The organism is Flavobacterium sp. 90 (genome assembly GCF_004339525.1).
GTDB lineage: Bacteria > Bacteroidota > Bacteroidia > Flavobacteriales > Flavobacteriaceae > Flavobacterium.
The window spans coordinates 6,229,859-6,246,617 of the sequence record NZ_SMGE01000001.1 but is presented as its reverse complement, the minus strand read 5'-3'; the positions used below and the strand labels follow the sequence as shown (position 1 = coordinate 6,246,617).

Below are 16,759 nucleotides of genomic sequence, written 5' to 3'. Positions count from 1 at the left end.
AGGAAAAAAATGATTATAGAACCTAGAATGAGAGGATTTATTTGCTTGACATCTCACCCAAAAGGAGCCGAGCAAAATGTTAAAAATCAAATAGAATATATAAAATCAAAAGGTCCAATTGCTGGAGCAAAGAAAGTGTTAGTTATCGGAGCTTCTACTGGATTTGGTTTAGCTTCAAGAATCACAAGTGCTTTTGGATCTGATGCTGCAACAATTGGAGTTTTCTTTGAAAAACCACCAGTTGAAGGAAAAACAGCTTCACCAGGATGGTATAATTCTGCAGCTTTTGAAACAGAAGCTCACAAAGCAGGTCTATATGCAAAAAGTATTAATGGAGATGCTTTTTCAAACGAAATAAAAAGAGAAACTTTAGATTTAATTAAAGCAGATTTAGGACAAGTTGATCTTGTAATTTACAGTTTAGCTTCTCCAGTGCGTCAACATCCTGTAACAGGAGTTTTGCACCGTTCAGTTTTAAAACCAATCGGACAAACTTTTACAAATAAAACAGTAGATTTTCATACCGGAAAAGTTTCTGAAGTTTCAATTGCTCCGGCAAACGAAGAAGATATTGAAAATACAGTTGCTGTAATGGGAGGTGAAGACTGGGCAATGTGGATTGATGCTTTAAAAGCTGAAAATTTATTGGCAGACGGAGCTACAACAGTTGCTTATTCTTATATCGGGCCATCATTGACAGAAGCGGTTTACCGTAAAGGTACAATTGGTCAGGCAAAAGATCATTTAGAAGCTACAGCATTTTCTATCACAGATAGTTTAGAATCAATAGGAGGAAAAGCTTATGTTTCTGTAAACAAAGCATTGGTTACACAAGCAAGTTCTGCGATTCCTGTTATTCCTTTGTATATTTCTCTTTTATATAAAATCATGAAAGAAGAAGGAATTCACGAAGGTTGTATTGAGCAGATTCAGCGTTTGTTCCAAGATAGATTGTACAATGGATCAGAAGTTCCTGTTGATGAAAAAGGCAGAATCAGAATTGACGACTGGGAAATGCGTGATGATGTTCAGGAAAAAGTGGCTAAACTTTGGTTAGAAGCTACAACTGAAACATTACCGGCTATTGGTGATTTAGCAGGATATAGAAACGATTTCCTGAATCTTTTTGGATTTGAATTTGCAGGAGTTGATTATGCAGCAGAAGCAAATGAAGTTGTAAATATTGAAAGTATCAAATAAATAGAAAAAAAAACTCTTATAAATGAAAACCATTCGTCACAGCGAATGGTTTTTTTATGAATATAACATATCTTTGTTAAAATTTTTAATTTTAAAATATTCCCACTTTAATACGCACATCCCATTATGATTTTTTCTTTAATTATACCCGTGTATAATCGTCCAGATGAAGTAGATGAACTTTTAGAAAGTCTCTCAAAATCTGATTATAATGAAGCTTTTGAAATTGTTCTAGTCGAAGATGGATCGTCAATTCCATGTAAAGACGTCGTGATGACATATCAGGGAAAATTGAATATTTCATATTACTTTAAGGAAAATTCAGGACCTGGAGATTCCAGAAACTTCGGGATGCAAAAGGCAAGAGGAGATTACTTTATTATTTTTGACTCAGATTGTATTATTCCGCCTAACTATTTAACAGAAGTTAGAAAAGCCCTGGATCAGGAATATGTTGATTGTTTTGGAGGCCCGGACAGAGCGTTAGATAGCTTTTCGAGTATTCAGAAAGCAATTAATTTTGCAATGACATCTTTCTTGACAACTGGAGGAATTCGTGGTGGTTCTGAAAAAATTAATAAGTTTCAGCCAAGAAGTTTCAATATGGGAATTTCAAAAAAGGCTTTTGAGGCTTCAAAGGGGTTTGGAAATATTCATCCGGGAGAAGATCCGGATTTATCAATTCGATTATGGAATTTAGGATTTGAAACCAGATTGTTTTCAGAAGCTTACGTTTATCATAAACGAAGAATTGACTGGGAAAAATTCTCAATACAAGTGCATAAATTCGGAATTGCAAGACCGATTCTTAATAGTTGGTATCCGGAACATAATAAATTAACGTTCTTTTTTCCGACGTTTTTTATCCTCGGATTATTATTAGCTTTTTTACTATTAATTTTCAATTTTGATATATTATTACAATTATATTTTGTATATTTCGGTATGGTTTTTCTTATAGCAAGTATTCAAAATAAAAGCATTAAAATTGGATATCTTTCTGTAATTGCAGTTTGGAAACAATTTTATGGTTATGGAACGGGATTTTTAGAATCATTCATAAAAATTATCCTTCTAAAGAAAAAACCGCAAGAGGCCTTTCCTCGTATGTTTTTTAAGATATAGTATGACAAAAGTTATTGGCTTAACAGGCGGAATAGGAAGTGGTAAAACAACTATTGCAAACTATTTTGCAACAATGGGAGTTCCGGTTTACATTGCTGATGATGAAGCTAAAAAAGTAATGCAATCTCAAAGTATTGTCAACGAAATAAAGGCAACATTTGGAGGAGCACTTTTTGAAAATGACGTTTTAAACAGAGCAAAACTGGCTGAAATTGTTTTTAATAATGCCGATCAGTTAGCAAAATTAAATGCAATTGTGCATCCGGCTGTAAAGAGGGATTTTGAAATTTGGTTATCAGAACATAAAAAATATCAATATGTGGTGTATGAAGCCGCAATTTTGTTTGAAAGTGGTCGTTATAAAGATTGCGATGTTATTGTAACAGTTACTGCCCCGGAAGAAATTAGAATTGAAAGAGTTCTAAAGCGAGATAATACCACACGTGAACAAGTTTTAAGCAGGATAAAAATGCAGTGGAATGATGAAAAACGAATTTCCTTAAGCAATTTTGTAATTAATAACAGTAATCTTAAAATTGCTAGAGAAGAAGTTGTTAAAATTCTTAAAATTTTAAATATAAAACAAAATCAGTCTTAAATGTTAATATTTGGTTAATGTATTATTTAGTATATTGTTAAAATATTAATTTTGTTTCGATGAATAAATTATTTTTTAGAATACTTGTTTTACTGATGAGTTTGTCCTTAATAGGGATTATTCTGGTTCAAGTATATTGGTTCAATTCTTCGTTCAAAAATAATGACGAACAATTTAAATACCACGTTACCCAAGTAATAGGTAATGTTGCTGATAAACTTGAGCAGCAAGAAGAGTATAGTTTTTATGATAAATGGAATCGTTTAAAAGATAGTACTGGTAAAATTCCAAAGAAAGAGGATTTACTTGAAGTATTATATGTACAAAGAAATACCAAGACAAATAAAACGATCGTTTATTCTAACACACTTACATCCGAAGATTATGATATAAGTGGTTCACTTTTCAATAAAAAGTTTAGCAGCGAAAGATTTAAAAATTTTAGTTCAAAAAGAGTAACTGAAGTTTATAATAATAACAACAATATTGACAATAGTACTTTAGGACAAAGTTTAATTCCTGATTTAAGAGTAGAAAAATCAGGTAGTTTAGATCTTTTGAATAAAGTTCAAATGGAAATTTCGATAAAGGATTTTGCAGATGCATTACCAATTGACGAAAGAATTTCTAAGATTAAATTGCAGAACCTTCTAAAGAAAGAATTAGAAGAATATGGTGTAAAAACCAAATTTGAATTCGGAGTTCTTAATAGTGGTTTGTCGACAAAAATAAAGTCAGATGGATTTCATTATGATAAAGATGCAAGTTATCATGTACCGATATTCACGGACAATGAAGGAAGCAGTAGATATGAATTGTATATAACGTTTCCTCATAAAAAGAAATTTTTACTTTCTGAATTGTTGAGTATCACTATATTATCGATAATATTTACATTGATTATAATAGTTGCTTATACAAGTGCATTGAATCAATTGTTGCGTCAAAAACATATTTCTGAAATCAAAACTGATTTTATTAATAATATGACGCACGAGTTTAAAACTCCAATTGCAACAATAAATTTAGCACTGGACGCAATCAGAAACCCTAAGATTATTGAAGATAAAGAGAAAGTTTATCGCTATCTTCAAATGATTCGGGACGAAAATAAAAGAATGCATGCTCAGGTTGAAAACGTTCTTCGTATCTCTAAATTAGAAAAAAGAGAACTTGATATAACAAAAGAACCAACTGTAATTCATGATATTATTGATGATGCAATTGAGCACGTAAACTTAATTTTGGAAGACAGACAAGGTACAGTTGTAAAACACTTTAATGCGGCAAGAACAACGTGTTTGATTAATGAAGTGCATTTTACAAACGTATTGGTAAATATTTTAGAAAACGCGATAAAATATTCACCGGATGCTCCTGAAATTGAAATTTTTACAGAAAATGTTAAAGACATGATTCTGATAAAAGTAAAAGATAATGGTCTTGGTATGAGTAAGATAGCTCAAAAACGAGTTTTTGAAAAGTTTTATAGAGAACATACAGGAGATTTACATAATGTAAAAGGACACGGTTTAGGACTTGCTTATGTAAAAAGAATAGTAGAAGATCATAATGGACAAGTGTATGTTGAAAGCGAAAAAGGAAAAGGTAGCACCTTTATAATAAAAATACCATTAATAAATTAAAATATGGAAAATAATAACAAAAGAATACTTTTAGTAGAAGATGACCTTAATTTTGGGGCAGTTCTTAAAGATTATCTAATGTTAAATGACTTTGAAGTTACTTTAGCTAAAAACGGTATGGAAGGTTTCGAGAAATTCAAGAAAGATGTATATGATTTATGTATTCTTGACGTAATGATGCCTTATAAAGATGGTTATACTTTAGCCAAAGAAATTAGAGAGAAAAATAGCGAAGTGCCAATTATCTTTTTAACGGCAAAATCTATGAAAGAAGATGTCTTAAAAGGATATAAAGCAGGAGCTGATGATTACTTGAATAAACCTTTTGATTCAGAAGTTTTATTGATGAAAATCAAAGCAATCATTCAAAGAAAATCTGCTGATACGAAAGCAGAACAAGTTCAATTTGAGTTTAATATTGGTAAATTTCACCTAAATTCTAAACTTAGATTCTTAACATTCGAAAACGAAGAACCAATAAAATTATCTCCAAAAGAGAATGAATTACTTAAAATGTTGATTCTTCACGAAAATGATTTAATGCCAAGAGAATTAGCATTAACAAAAATCTGGAGAGATGACAACTACTTTACTTCAAGAAGTATGGACGTTTACATTGCTAAACTTAGAAAGTACCTAAAAGCTGACGAAGATGTTGAAATTCTTAACATTCACGGAGAAGGATTCAGATTAGTTGTTAAAAGCAAAGTAACAGAATAACAAGAAAAAGACCAAACAAAAAATATTAAAGCTCTGAGAAATCAGAGCTTTTTTTGTGCTTATATTTTTTAATTGCATTTATACGAAATCTTGTCATTTCGACAGAGGAGAAATCACACTAGTAATATCTCAAATATTGGTAACTTTTAGGAACGGAGTTGCTCGTGTGATTTCTCCTCTGTCGAAATGACAAACGCCTCGAAAAAATTGGATTTTAGAATTTAAAAAATTAAACTTTTAATTTGAAAATATTAGCTTTTCATATAACTTGGAGCTATTTCCTGCTATCCGCTATATCTTTTTCGGGCAAAAAAAGCCCTAAAAAGGATACCGCTTCTATCAGGGCTAGGGCTTTAGTTTTCAAATAGATAATATGTTTTTTCGAGAGTTAAAAGATATAGTAATTATTTTTTAGATGAATTTTCTTTAAAATAAATTTGGAAAATCAAAAAAGTATTCTGAATATTTGCAGACGAAAAAATTAATAACCCTTTAAAAACGAAGAAAAATGTTTGTACTTACATTGACATCTCAAAGCTTCACGCCAAACGAATTTGGTGCAGCGCTTCTTCGTGGCTTATTTCAATCTTAGAAATTCATTTTTAGATATATAAAAAAGCCCGAAGACATTTAGTTTCGGGCTTTTTTTATTCTAGACACTTCAAATTTTCCCGAATAATCGATTTTATAATTTATCCTAACGGATAAAATGTTATGGCCTGTTTTGGCTATTAATTTAATGCACTATAATTTTTTTATGGAAAATTATACAGCAGAAGAGTATGCTTTGTGCTCTCGCTTTAAAAATAAAAGAACAAAGAAAAGATTAGTAAAAGAAGATTTTGAAAAACAATTAATTCAGTCAAGAAAACTTGAAGTTGAACTCTGGAAAAAACGACAAAATTTGCCATTGGTTCCTTTAGCAACGCCTTATCAAAAAGGTTGGGAACGCAGTTTTGTACTCAGGGAAGATATAGTAAGATCAAATGAAGCATTGTTTTATAAAACATTGCTTGAGAAGATAAATACATGGGAACATTCTTCTGAAAAATCTTTTAAGAAAAAGAAAAAGAGGAAAAGAAAGCATGTGTATGTCGAGAAGCTTCAAACAGTAAAGGAATTTTCTGAATCAGAATGGAGAAGTCCAAAACTAACATTAACTGATAAAGAGAAAATGCATTTTTACAAAAGGGAACGATGGTGTTCTAATTGTAAACGCTACAAAATTCATTATGTATTTAATGAACCTTGGCGTTATGTATTTCGCGTTAAACCGTACATGATAACGCATACTAAAATGGTTGATGCAGATTTAGAAAGTGAAATTCAGCTTCTTGATAATTATGTTACGAATCTTAATTTACGATACAAAATAAACAAATTAGTAGATGGGTTTTCTTATCGTTGGCGCTATTATCAAAATGAAAATCCACGAGAGATTAACCCAATTAAAAATAAAAGTCTGCACGTGTTGTATCAACTATATGTAGACGAAACGATATAAATCATGGGAAATAAATTATCCGGAAAAGACTTGATTAAGTTAGGCTTTCCAAAAAATAATTCAATAAACATAGCCTTAGGGCAAATAAACAGATATAGAAAAAGAGAGAAAAAAGAATCCATTCTAACAGAAGCAAAAGAAGTATTACTTCATCCCGAAAAATTTGATGGACATGGAACATGGGGAAAAGTAGCCGAAGGTTTGATAAATCCTGTTCATGTAAGAATGCATCAATTGAAGACAACCAGAGCTCCTTTTACCATTTTTGGTGAAAATGAAATTGATCAGCAAGCTAAGTTTCAGTTATATGATTCTTTAAAATTACCAATTTCAGTTGCGGGAGCATTAATGCCAGACGCGCATTCAGGTTATGGATTGCCAATTGGCGGAGTTTTAGCAACTGATAATGCAGTTATTCCGTATGGAGTTGGTGTTGATATTGGTTGCCGAATGAGTTTGTCAATTTTTGATTTACCAGCTTCCTATTTCAAAGGAAAAGAACATCAATTAGAGGCAATTTTGAAAGATAATACCAAATTTGGAATGAATGAAACACACGCTACAAAAGCAGATCATGAAGTTTTTTACAAAAGCGAATTTCAGGATATTCCTTTACTAAAGAATCTTTTACCAAAAGCTTATAAGCAATTAGGGAGTTCTGGCGGAGGAAATCATTTTGTGGAATTTGGAATTGCAAAAATTGACAATCCAGAGAATGAATGGAAACTTGGAGTTGGAGAATATTTTGCCATTTTATCACATAGCGGTTCTCGCGGTTTAGGTGCAAACATTGCGAAACATTATACGTATTTGGCAACTAAGCAATGTCCGCTACCAAAAAATGTTCAGCATTTGGCTTGGTTGGATTTGAACACACATGATGGTCAGGAATATTGGCTCGCTATGAATTTAGCTGGAGAATATGCAAAGGCCTGTCACGACGATATTCATAGAAGAATTGCTAAAGCTGTAGGAAAAAGAGTAGTGGTTACGATTGAAAATCATCACAATTTTGCCTGGAAAGAAATGGTAAACGGACAAGAATGTATTGTGCATAGAAAAGGTGCAACTCCAGCTGCAGAAGGCCAATTGGGGATTATTCCCGGATCGATGACAGCGCCAGGTTATATTGTAAAAGGTAAGGGAAATGTTGAGAGTTTAAATTCAGCTTCTCACGGTGCGGGACGTTTATTTTCGAGAGCTAAATGCAAAGCTAATTTTACTCAAAGTGAAATTAAAAAAGTGCTGAAAGCGAATGATGTAACCTTGATTGGTGGAAACATTGATGAAGCACCAATGGCGTACAAAGACATTACAAAAGTAATGGGAAATCAAACTGATTTGGTGGAAGTTCTGGGAACTTTTACTCCGAAAATCGTTAGAATGGACCGATAAGAAAATAAAAAATGGAAAAAATAATTCAGATAACAGCGGGTCGTGGACCTGCAGAATGCACTTGGGTTGTTGCCCAAGTGCTTAAAAAAGTTTTGGACGAAGCACAAGAACAACAGTTAGAAACTATTTTGCTTCAAAGAGAAGTTGGTGAAGAAAACGGAACTATTGAAACGGCAACAATATCTATAAAAGGAAAAAATGCTGAAACATTTGCAAATTCATGGATAGGAACGATTCAATGGATTGGTCAGAGTCAGTTTAGGAAAATGCACAAACGTAAAAATTGGTTTATTGGCATTTTTGAGATTGAATCGCAAAAGAATGCGTCGATTTCAGAAAATGATATTCAATACCAAGCGATGCGAAGTTCCGGTGCTGGTGGACAACACGTTAATAAAGTGAGTTCGGCTATTCGAGCGACTCATATTCCAACAGGAATTGCCGTTGTGTCGATGGACAGTCGATCACAACATCAAAACAAAAAATTGGCAACAGAAAGATTATTAAAAAAACTAGAAGACGAAACTTTGCAACAACTTAAAAATCATGTTGGAAAACAATGGGAAAATCAACTGAATATTCAGCGTGGAAATCCTGTTAGAGTTTTTACTGGAACTGATTTCAAAAAGAATAAAGTAGAGAAAAGTTACAAAGGAACTCGTCAGAAATTAAAAACCGATTTACGAAATGAAAACAATTGATAAATACCTTTTTCAAGCTCTGGATAATTATCCGTATTCGCTTGAAGAAACTATTGAATCTTTAGATTATGCTTTTTCATATGATGCCAAAAACACAATGGTTTTGTGTTTGTACGGAAGAATTCAGGCAGAGCAATTATGGAATTATGAAGAGGCGAAGCAGTATTTTCAGGAAGCTTTGGCAATTAATATTCATGCTCTTGAAGTTTATCCTCATTATTTGCAAACTTTGATTTTGAACGAAGATTATGAAGAAGCTCAAAAACTAATTGATTTTGCTTTGACTGTAAAAGGAATTAATAAATCTGAAATTTATGTCAAGAAAGCAATACTTTATGAAGCGCAGCATGAGTTTAAAAATGCATTGAAGGAAATAAAAAATGCTAAACTTCACTTTTTGCAATTTGCTTTTGATTCTGATATTACTGATGTAGAGAAGAGAATTAAAGGAAAAATTGATTTAGTTGAAAATAAAAAGAAGTCAAAGAAATCAAAAAAAGATTCAAAAAAGAAATCTAAATAAATTTTGATTTAAAGACAAAAACGATGCAATTCTATTTGAGTTGCATCGTTTTTTTTTATTTTCTTTTTGCCGCAAATTTCCGCAAATTAAAAATGTAATAGTGTAATATATCTGAGGGCAAATTATATTGTTTTTTTATGTCGTCCCTACGGGACAATTTTCAGGAAGGTTGTTTTTGTGTTTTACCGAGATTTAACTCGTAACGGAGTATTTCAAAGCTTTTTTTAACTTTTGCATGTTTATTCAAAGAGAAATATCTCGTAGAGATTATATGTCGGTAGGAAATAGTATTGAGAAAACGAATATTTGTCCCTTAGGGACTACACAAATTGCACGAATCTAAATTAAAATAACCTGTGTAAACCAGTTCAATCAGTAAAATCCGTGGGCAAAATGTTTACTTCCAATGTAATTCTAATGCAAAACACGTTTTCTCATTTTTAGTAATACTGAATGTTGCCGTAGTATGATCGTCGTCTTCACTTTCGTGAATTACTACATTATCTTTTAGTGAAAGTTCTTTCATGAAATTCATTTCGAAACTTTTTACTTCTTGTTTTAAAATTCGCTTTTCATCTACATGATCTAAACACCATTCTAAGTATTTGACATTATTGACATGATTTACAATATCTAAATCTGATAAATAAACGGTTTTTTCAAAAATAGCTCCTTTTTCGTGGTTGATGTTTATTTTAGAAAAACCTTCGGTTGTTGCTCTATTGTCTGGGAATAATTCAAAATGTTCGTAAGGTAAAGCCAATGGTTCAGGACGGCGCGCTTGCGTATTAAATACGGCCCAATAAGTTTCACAGCCTACTATTTTTTTACCGTTTACGTACATTTCAAGGGCACGAACAGAACGGGAATTTTCTAAACTATTGATCCATGTTTTTACGGTTACAATATCTTGCCATTTTGGTAGCGCCGAAATTTCAACGCGCATTCTGCTTAAAACCCAAGCTTGGTGAAATTCCTGCATATCAAAAAAACTAATGCCTCCAACTTCTGAATGTGCTGCAGCTGTTAGTTGTAGAATATTGCATAAATCGGTGTATTTTAAAAAACCATTTGGAGTACATTGTGTAAAATTGATTTCCCAGTCTTTACTTAAAACTGATGTGAAATTTGGTGATATAGGCATTTTTAATTTTAGAATTTAGATTGTTGATTTTAGATTGTTGATTTTAGATTTTTCTATCAGATAATAGAAGAAAGAGAAAAGAAATAGATTTTACTTTAGAAGATTTTCTATGTAATCTTTAATTTTTTTTCTATTTGTGGCATAATCAAACCATTTTGTGTTTTCATTTCTTTTAAACCAGGTAAGTTGTCTTTTTGAGAAACGTCTGGTGTTTTTTTTGATTTCTTCGATAGCAAATGGCAACGAGAAATCTCCGTCAAAATAACTAAATAATTCTCGATAACCGACGGTTTGCAGCGCATTTAACGCTTTATTAGGATATAAAGTTTCTGCTTCCTGCAATAAACCTTCGTTTATCATGATGTCAACTCGTTGGTTGATTCTGTCGTAAATTGTGGATCTTTCTGCTTCTAAACCAATTAAAATAGGAGTGAAGTTTCTGTTATTTTTCTTCTGATTTAGAAATGAGGAATATGGCTTTTGAGTTCCGATACAAACTTCTACAAAACGCATCATTCGCTGCGGATTTTGAAGCGTTTGTGGATTTTCTACGGTTATTTTTTGATAATAATCAGGATCTAAAAGTTGTAATTGTTCTTGCAAATATTCAATTCCGAGGTTGCCGTAATTAGAATTTACCTGAGAACGTACCGCTGGATCAATTTCGGGGAATTCATCGAAACCTTTTAAAATTGCATCAACATATAATCCTGAACCGCCAATAAGAATGGCGAAATCATTATTTTGAAATAATTCTTCTAATTTAAGAAGTGCTTCTTTTTCGTAATCACCAACGGTATAATTTTCGAAAATTGATTTGTTTTGGATAAAATGATGTTTTGCAGCTTGTAATTCTTCCTGATTAGGAACGGCTGTGCCAATTGTCATTTCTTTGAAGAATTGACGACTATCACAAGAGATTATTTCGCATTTGAAATGTTGTGCCAAAGCAATGCTTAAGGCTGTTTTTCCTATGGCTGTTGGTCCGACGATGGTTATTAAGTATTTCATATTTTTTAGCCCAGATGGCAATGGAAACCCCGGACTTATATTTGTTAGTTTTTTTTGGGATAAAAAAGCGACTTTAGAAGCTCTTTTTATGCCTTAAAAAAACAACAAATATAAGGAGGAGTTGGAATGTACAGCTGGAAATAGCTCATTAAATTAATTATTTGATAACTCGGTTCCGCATTCATGACAATATTTTGCGCTATCAAAATGCAATTGTGAATTGCACTTTTGACATGTTTTTTTTGTGCTAACTGCATTATTTCGTAAGCTGCTTTTTGCAAATTCTGCCGTTACGATTCCTGTTGGCACGGCAATTATTCCGTAACCCATAATCATAACTAGCGAGGCTAAAAACTGACCTAATGGAGACGCCGGCGAAATGTCGCCGTAACCAACGGTAGTTAGGGTTACAATTGCCCAATAAATCCCGACAGGAATGCTGGTAAAACCACTTTCTTTGCCTTCGACAACGTACATTAGTGAACCAATAATTACTGCGCTAATAATTACAAAGTAGATAAATACCAAAATTTTTTCTTTGCTGGCTTCCATAGCTTCCCGAAGTTGTTTGGATTGCTGTGAAATTTGCGGTATGTGCAAGATTTTAAACAATCGAAAGAAACGCAGGATTCTTACAATGGTTAAAACATTTGTCGCAGGAAAAAATATAGATAAATACATGGGGAGTATTGCCATTAAATCGATGATTCCGTAAAAGCTGAAAACATATTTTAGGGGTTTTTGTATCGAAATAATACGTAAAATAAATTCTATGGTAAAGAAAATAGTAATAATCCATTCGCAAACAAGAAGTTGTGAGTGGTATTTTTGATTGATACCTTCAACTGTGTCCAACATTACTAAAAGGACACTTAGTAAAATAAGTCCCAAAAGTATCAAATCAAATAAACGCCCAAAAAATGTATTACTACCGTAAATAATAATTTGGGTTTTTTGCCTGAAAAGATCGTATTTTGATTTAATTTTTTTCATATCTACAAAGATAATGAAAGTTTTGTTGTGTTAAAAATGAAGGATTTTAAGCGATTTACTTTTTCGGATGTAATTTTGAATAATATTTTTTACATCTCGATTGTGCTGCATCGGGATCAGAATGTTTTTTAGAATCTCAATATTGGTAATTTGATAATTCAGGTCGTAATAAGCGTAACCTTTATAAATTCCGTTTTCGATTAATACAGCGCTTCTTTCATTCACGTTTCTACCTCTGTCAAGTAGAATCATACTTTTGTTTTCAAAGCTATTTTCGGATATAAATTGCTGAACGCGAATGTTGTATTCTTCAGGACTAACTTCGCCAATACAAGCACCGTCACATTCTTTTATTTTATATTGAAAACACTCTTTTTGGGTTTTGTATAATCCGGTAAGCTTTTGACACAAATGATATTTTGATGTATATCTGAAAAGCGCATTTTTACCTTCTTGTAAAGTAGCAAACGAGGTGATTTCTTTTTTTCGTCCATCTGCTTTTTCAAGCCTAAGATTCATATAGCCATTTGCATCTTTTTCGGCATATAATGCATATAAAAAAATGGTTTTTCTTTGAGAACGATTATGTCTGGGACGGTTTATTTTTATTTCTTCACTTTCTTTTAAAAGTGCAATTAATTCGCTTCCGGTTTCGTCATAAGTTATGGTGAAAACTTCGGCTTGAATTTTTTTACTTTTAGTTGTAATTCCGGTAAAATGCTGATTGATTCTCTTTTTGATATTTTGGCTTTTGCCAATATATATAAGGCTTCCACCTTCATTATAAATGTAGTAAACGCCAGTTTTTGCAGGCATTTGCGCTAAAAGATCCAGTAGTTTTGGAGCAATTCCTTTTTCGACTTCAAGTTTTATAAAATCTTTGACGATTGTTTTTTCCAAGTCTTTTTCGAGAAGCATTTTGAACAACTTGGTGGTTGCCATTGCGTCTCCGCTGGCACGATGTCTGTCTGCCATTGGAATTCCAAGTGCACGAACAAGCTTGCCTAAACTATAAGAAGGCTGATCCGGAATTAGTTTTTTGGCAAGTTCAACAGTGCAAAGTGTTCTGGCTTCGAAATCATAACCTAAACGTCTGAATTCGGTACGTAAAATTCTATAATCAAATGAGGCATTATGTGCTACGATAATACAATCTGAAGTGATTTCGATGATTCTTTTGGCGACTTCAAAAAACTTTGGAGCTGACTGCAACATAGCATTATTGATTCCGGTTAATTTCACCACAAAAGGCTGAATCGGAATTTCGGGATTAACAAGGCTAATGAATTGGTCAACTACTTCATGACCATCAAATTTATAAATGGCGATTTCAGTAATTCCTTCTTCGTTAAACTGGCCTCCAGTGGTTTCTATGTCTAGTATTGCGTACAAATTCAGTATTCAGTCTCAGTTTTTAGTATTCAGTTTTCTGTAAAGGCGCACTGCAGTGTGTCTTTTGATAAGCGATTTTTGAAAAATTACCTTCCTCCAAAAATGCTGCTTCCAATTCTAACCATTGTGCTTCCGCATTCTATGGCAAGTTGATAATCTCCGGACATTCCCATGGAAATTGTAGAGACGCACTGCAGTGCGTCTTTACCATATTCGTTAATATGTTTTAAAGAATCAAAAATCGATTTTAAATGTATAAATTCTTTTTTAATTTGGTTTTGGTTTTCTGTAAAGGTTGCCATTCCCATTAATCCTAAGATACGAATGTTTTTCATTTCTTTGAACTCTGACGAAGATAATAATTCATTTAATTCGTTTTGGTCTAAACCAAATTTAGATTCTTCTTCGGCAATATATATTTGAAGCAAACAATCGATAATTCTATTGTTTTTTAAAGCTTGTTTATTGATTTCCTGCAATAATTTTAAACTGTCAACTCCATGAATCAAACTCACAAACGGTGCCATAAATTTGACTTTATTCGATTGTACATGACCTATCATGTGCCACTGAATATCTTTTGGCATTTGTTCGTGCTTATCAGTCATTTCCTGGATTTTATTTTCTCCAAAAATACGCTGACCAGCTTCGTATGCTTGCATCAAATCCGAAACAGGTTTAGTTTTAGAAACCGCAACCAAAGTTACGTTTTCAGGTAAATTGCCTTTTATTTGAAGCAAATTTTGCTTTATTGCACTCATTATTGATTGTAATACTTAATTATTTGATCATTTTTTTTAGCTACCCAACTTTTAAGTTCAAATGAAGAAAGAGTTTGTGTTTCTTTTAAATTGTTTAATTCGGTAATACTATAATTATAGGTTTCTGAAATATCTTTTTTATTATCTTCAGTTCGTATGATTTTAATTTTTACGTAGAAAAGTTTTGTGTCAAAATAGTAAAATTCTCCCGTAATATTGTCTGAATAAGAATTTAAATAATGAATACTTTCATGATATTGACCTTTTATTAAATTGCTGTACTTGTCAAAATTATATTTTCTTTTTTCGATATTCGAAAGTAAATTATAATTATCTTCATTAAAATGGTGTAGATAAAAACTATATGAATATCCACCTCTTGCACTAAGAAACTTTGTTTTAATTTTGTCTACTTCAGTCTCAGTTTCAATTCTTATGACACCATCTGAAATGAAGCCATGCCCATTTTTTTCGCAAATACTATCAATTTCATGAATTGTAAATTCTCGATTTTTTAAATTTACTGCATCATTTTGAGAAATACAATTAGCTGTTGAAAACAATATAAATGCCAAAATAAAATTTCTCATGTTTAAATTCGATGTTATTGATATTTTTCTATTTTCTCTTGAATTTGCAATAATATTATTCTTTCGTCTACGATTATTTTTTCTTCCTTTAACTTCTTAAACTCATTAAAGATCTGTATAATGCCTTCATCAGAATATGTATCGAATGAATTTATGAGGTAATTATCTTTTGTACTTTTCAATTTTAAATAAAAAGTAGCACCTCTTAATCCTTGTCGAGAGCCGATACAATTTATCTGGATATTAGTTTCTTTTAGATTTAGTGCTTTTACCCAACTTGTATTAAATGTTTCACCGTGTAAAACAATATTATTTCCTTCTAATGCTATTATATGAATATTACTTTTGTTTTGATTAACAATTGTATATATGCAAATTGCTACCAAAAAGATTTCAATTATAATTGTAAAAAAGATTGAAAGGTTAAAAATTATAATTATCGGCGAAAAAAGAATAAATTCAATAAAAAAAAACAAATTATTTATACGAAAAAATCGCTGATTGAAATTTTTATATTCACTTTCAAATGTTATCATATTTTAAAAATCTTAAACAAACTGCTTAGAGATTTTCTCTGCTTTTTTACTTTCTCTATAATCGTAAAAGCCTTCACCGGATTTTACACCAAGTTTTCCGGCTCTTACCATATTTACTAATAATGGACAAGGAGCATATTTAGGATTTTTGAAACCTTCGTACATTACATTCAAAATAGCAAGACAAACATCAAGACCAATAAAATCAGCCAATTGAAGCGGTCCCATTGGATGTCCCATTCCTAATTTCATTACAGTGTCAATTTCGTAAACACCAGCAACTTTATTATATAACGTTTCGATTGCTTCGTTTAGCATTGGCATCAAAATTCTGTTTGCCACAAAACCAGGATAATCGTTTACTTCAACAGGAACTTTTCCTAATCTCTCAGATAAATCCATGATAATTTTAGTCACTTCATCGCTTGTATTGTATCCGCGAATGATTTCGACTAATTTCATAATTGGCACCGGATTCATAAAGTGCATACCAATAACACGTTCAGGATGTGCGACAACAGACCCGATTTGTGTAATTGAAATCGAAGAAGTATTAGTTGCCAGAATTGTATTGTGAGAACAAGCTTCGTTTAATTGTTTGAAAATATTCAGTTTTAACTCTACGTTTTCTGTAGCAGCTTCAACAACTAAATCCACTCCAACAACGCCATCTTTAATATCTGTATAGGTAATAATATTGGTGATCGTTTTTGCAACATCTTCCTGAGTAATTGTTCCTTTAGAAAGCATTCGATCTAAATTGGCAGCGATAGTTGCCATTCCTTTGTCTAATGATTTTTCGGATAGATCGATAAGTTTTACCGTAAAACCACTTTGTGCAAATGTGTGAGCAATTCCGTTACCCATTGTTCCTGCACCAATTACAGCTATAGTTTTCATTGAATTTGATATTTTAATTT

General features: G+C 32.0%; 17 protein-coding genes. 9 read left to right on the top strand and 8 right to left on the bottom strand.

All coding sequences use genetic code 11. The features are described 5' to 3' along the window. The first annotated feature begins 9 nt into the window (after positions 1-9). The 9 genes from fabV (at position 10) to C8C83_RS25400 (ending at position 9,412) form a co-directional block, all read left to right on the top strand. Positions 10-1,200 (top strand): enoyl-ACP reductase FabV, encoded by a 1,191-nt coding sequence (fabV, locus tag C8C83_RS25440; RefSeq protein ID WP_099711823.1) that lies wholly within the window; start codon positions 10-12, stop codon positions 1,198-1,200. Between the two features lie 126 nt (positions 1,201-1,326). Next, the gene (locus C8C83_RS25435) at positions 1,327-2,325 is read left to right on the top strand and encodes a glycosyltransferase (RefSeq protein WP_121331316.1); all 999 of its coding nucleotides are present in this window, start codon (positions 1,327-1,329) and stop codon (positions 2,323-2,325) included. A gap of 1 nt (position 2,326) precedes the next feature. Then, on the top strand, positions 2,327-2,923 hold the full coding sequence (coaE, locus tag C8C83_RS25430; RefSeq protein WP_121331315.1) for a dephospho-CoA kinase: 597 nt from the start codon (positions 2,327-2,329) through the stop codon (positions 2,921-2,923). Positions 2,924-2,982: 59 nt separating this feature from the next. After that, positions 2,983-4,569, top strand: coding sequence for a HAMP domain-containing sensor histidine kinase (locus tag C8C83_RS25425; RefSeq protein ID WP_121331314.1), 1,587 nt, complete (start codon positions 2,983-2,985; stop codon positions 4,567-4,569). Between the two features lie 3 nt (positions 4,570-4,572). Continuing rightward, positions 4,573-5,289, top strand: a complete 717-nt coding sequence (locus C8C83_RS25420; protein WP_099711827.1) for a response regulator transcription factor — start codon at positions 4,573-4,575, stop codon at positions 5,287-5,289. A gap of 757 nt (positions 5,290-6,046) precedes the next feature. After that, the gene (locus tag C8C83_RS25415; RefSeq protein ID WP_132011955.1) at positions 6,047-6,793 is read left to right on the top strand and encodes a hypothetical protein; all 747 of its coding nucleotides are present in this window, start codon (positions 6,047-6,049) and stop codon (positions 6,791-6,793) included. A gap of 3 nt (positions 6,794-6,796) precedes the next feature. Next, entirely contained in the window at positions 6,797-8,188 is a 1,392-nt protein-coding gene (locus tag C8C83_RS25410; RefSeq protein ID WP_121331312.1) for an RtcB family protein, read from the top strand. Positions 8,189-8,199: 11 nt separating this feature from the next. Then, a complete protein-coding gene (gene prfH, locus C8C83_RS25405) occupies positions 8,200-8,889 on the top strand; it encodes a peptide chain release factor H (RefSeq protein WP_121331311.1) in 690 nt (229 codons plus the stop codon). Continuing rightward, positions 8,876-9,412, top strand: coding sequence for a hypothetical protein (locus C8C83_RS25400; RefSeq protein ID WP_121331310.1), 537 nt, complete (start codon positions 8,876-8,878; stop codon positions 9,410-9,412). The genes prfH and C8C83_RS25400 overlap by 14 nt, the downstream gene beginning before the upstream one ends. Before the next feature lie 397 nt (positions 9,413-9,809). Here C8C83_RS25400 and C8C83_RS25395 read toward each other — a convergent pair whose 3' ends face one another. From C8C83_RS25395 to C8C83_RS25360, 8 genes are all read right to left on the bottom strand, one after another. After that, a complete protein-coding gene (locus tag C8C83_RS25395) occupies positions 9,810-10,556 on the bottom strand; it encodes an acyl-ACP thioesterase domain-containing protein (protein WP_121331309.1) in 747 nt (248 codons plus the stop codon). 90 nt (positions 10,557-10,646) lie between these two features. Continuing rightward, positions 10,647-11,567 (bottom strand): tRNA (adenosine(37)-N6)-dimethylallyltransferase MiaA, encoded by a 921-nt coding sequence (gene miaA / locus C8C83_RS25390; RefSeq protein ID WP_121331308.1) that lies wholly within the window; start codon positions 11,565-11,567, stop codon positions 10,647-10,649. Between the two features lie 153 nt (positions 11,568-11,720). Further along, positions 11,721-12,560 (bottom strand): ion transporter, encoded by an 840-nt coding sequence (locus C8C83_RS25385; protein WP_121331307.1) that lies wholly within the window; start codon positions 12,558-12,560, stop codon positions 11,721-11,723. Positions 12,561-12,590: 30 nt separating this feature from the next. After that, positions 12,591-13,952: an exonuclease domain-containing protein gene (locus C8C83_RS25380; RefSeq protein WP_121331306.1), complete on the bottom strand. Its 1,362-nt coding sequence runs from the start codon at positions 13,950-13,952 to the stop codon at positions 12,591-12,593. A gap of 86 nt (positions 13,953-14,038) precedes the next feature. Continuing rightward, positions 14,039-14,713, bottom strand: a complete 675-nt coding sequence (locus tag C8C83_RS25375; RefSeq protein ID WP_121331305.1) for a YggS family pyridoxal phosphate-dependent enzyme — start codon at positions 14,711-14,713, stop codon at positions 14,039-14,041. Continuing rightward, positions 14,713-15,303: a hypothetical protein gene (locus tag C8C83_RS25370; RefSeq protein WP_121331304.1), complete on the bottom strand. Its 591-nt coding sequence runs from the start codon at positions 15,301-15,303 to the stop codon at positions 14,713-14,715. Before C8C83_RS25370 ends, C8C83_RS25375 begins: the two co-directional genes overlap by 1 nt. Positions 15,304-15,317: 14 nt before the next feature. Next, on the bottom strand, positions 15,318-15,839 hold the full coding sequence (locus tag C8C83_RS25365; RefSeq protein ID WP_121331303.1) for a hypothetical protein: 522 nt from the start codon (positions 15,837-15,839) through the stop codon (positions 15,318-15,320). Between the two features lie 12 nt (positions 15,840-15,851). After that, positions 15,852-16,739 carry a 3-hydroxyacyl-CoA dehydrogenase NAD-binding domain-containing protein gene (locus tag C8C83_RS25360; protein WP_121331302.1) on the bottom strand — a complete coding sequence of 296 codons (888 nt, stop codon included), beginning with the start codon at positions 16,737-16,739 and terminating at the stop codon, positions 15,852-15,854. Positions 16,740-16,759: the final 20 nt, after the last annotated feature.

Excerpts from the sequence above, each read along its gene's own strand:
- prfH (WP_121331311.1), top strand. The coding sequence starts at position 8,200 with ATGGAAAAAATAATTCAGATAACAGCGGGTCGTGGACCTGCAGAATGC.
- C8C83_RS25375 (WP_121331305.1), bottom strand. The coding sequence starts at position 14,713 with ATGAGTGCAATAAAGCAAAATTTGCTTCAAATAAAAGGCAATTTACCT.
- C8C83_RS25410 (WP_121331312.1), top strand. The coding sequence starts at position 6,797 with ATGGGAAATAAATTATCCGGAAAAGACTTGATTAAGTTAGGCTTTCCA.
- C8C83_RS25420 (WP_099711827.1), top strand. The coding sequence starts at position 4,573 with ATGGAAAATAATAACAAAAGAATACTTTTAGTAGAAGATGACCTTAAT.
- C8C83_RS25360 (WP_121331302.1), bottom strand. The coding sequence starts at position 16,739 with ATGAAAACTATAGCTGTAATTGGTGCAGGAACAATGGGTAACGGAATT.
- C8C83_RS25425 (WP_121331314.1), top strand. The coding sequence starts at position 2,983 with ATGAATAAATTATTTTTTAGAATACTTGTTTTACTGATGAGTTTGTCC.
- C8C83_RS25435 (WP_121331316.1), top strand. The coding sequence starts at position 1,327 with ATGATTTTTTCTTTAATTATACCCGTGTATAATCGTCCAGATGAAGTA.
- coaE (WP_121331315.1), top strand. The coding sequence starts at position 2,327 with ATGACAAAAGTTATTGGCTTAACAGGCGGAATAGGAAGTGGTAAAACA.
- C8C83_RS25385 (WP_121331307.1), bottom strand. The coding sequence starts at position 12,560 with ATGAAAAAAATTAAATCAAAATACGATCTTTTCAGGCAAAAAACCCAA.
- C8C83_RS25415 (WP_132011955.1), top strand. The coding sequence starts at position 6,047 with ATGGAAAATTATACAGCAGAAGAGTATGCTTTGTGCTCTCGCTTTAAA.
- C8C83_RS25370 (WP_121331304.1), bottom strand. The coding sequence starts at position 15,303 with ATGAGAAATTTTATTTTGGCATTTATATTGTTTTCAACAGCTAATTGT.
- miaA (WP_121331308.1), bottom strand. The coding sequence starts at position 11,567 with ATGAAATACTTAATAACCATCGTCGGACCAACAGCCATAGGAAAAACA.
- C8C83_RS25400 (WP_121331310.1), top strand. The coding sequence starts at position 8,876 with ATGAAAACAATTGATAAATACCTTTTTCAAGCTCTGGATAATTATCCG.
- C8C83_RS25365 (WP_121331303.1), bottom strand. The coding sequence starts at position 15,839 with ATGATAACATTTGAAAGTGAATATAAAAATTTCAATCAGCGATTTTTT.
- fabV (WP_099711823.1), top strand. The coding sequence starts at position 10 with ATGATTATAGAACCTAGAATGAGAGGATTTATTTGCTTGACATCTCAC.
- C8C83_RS25395 (WP_121331309.1), bottom strand. The coding sequence starts at position 10,556 with ATGCCTATATCACCAAATTTCACATCAGTTTTAAGTAAAGACTGGGAA.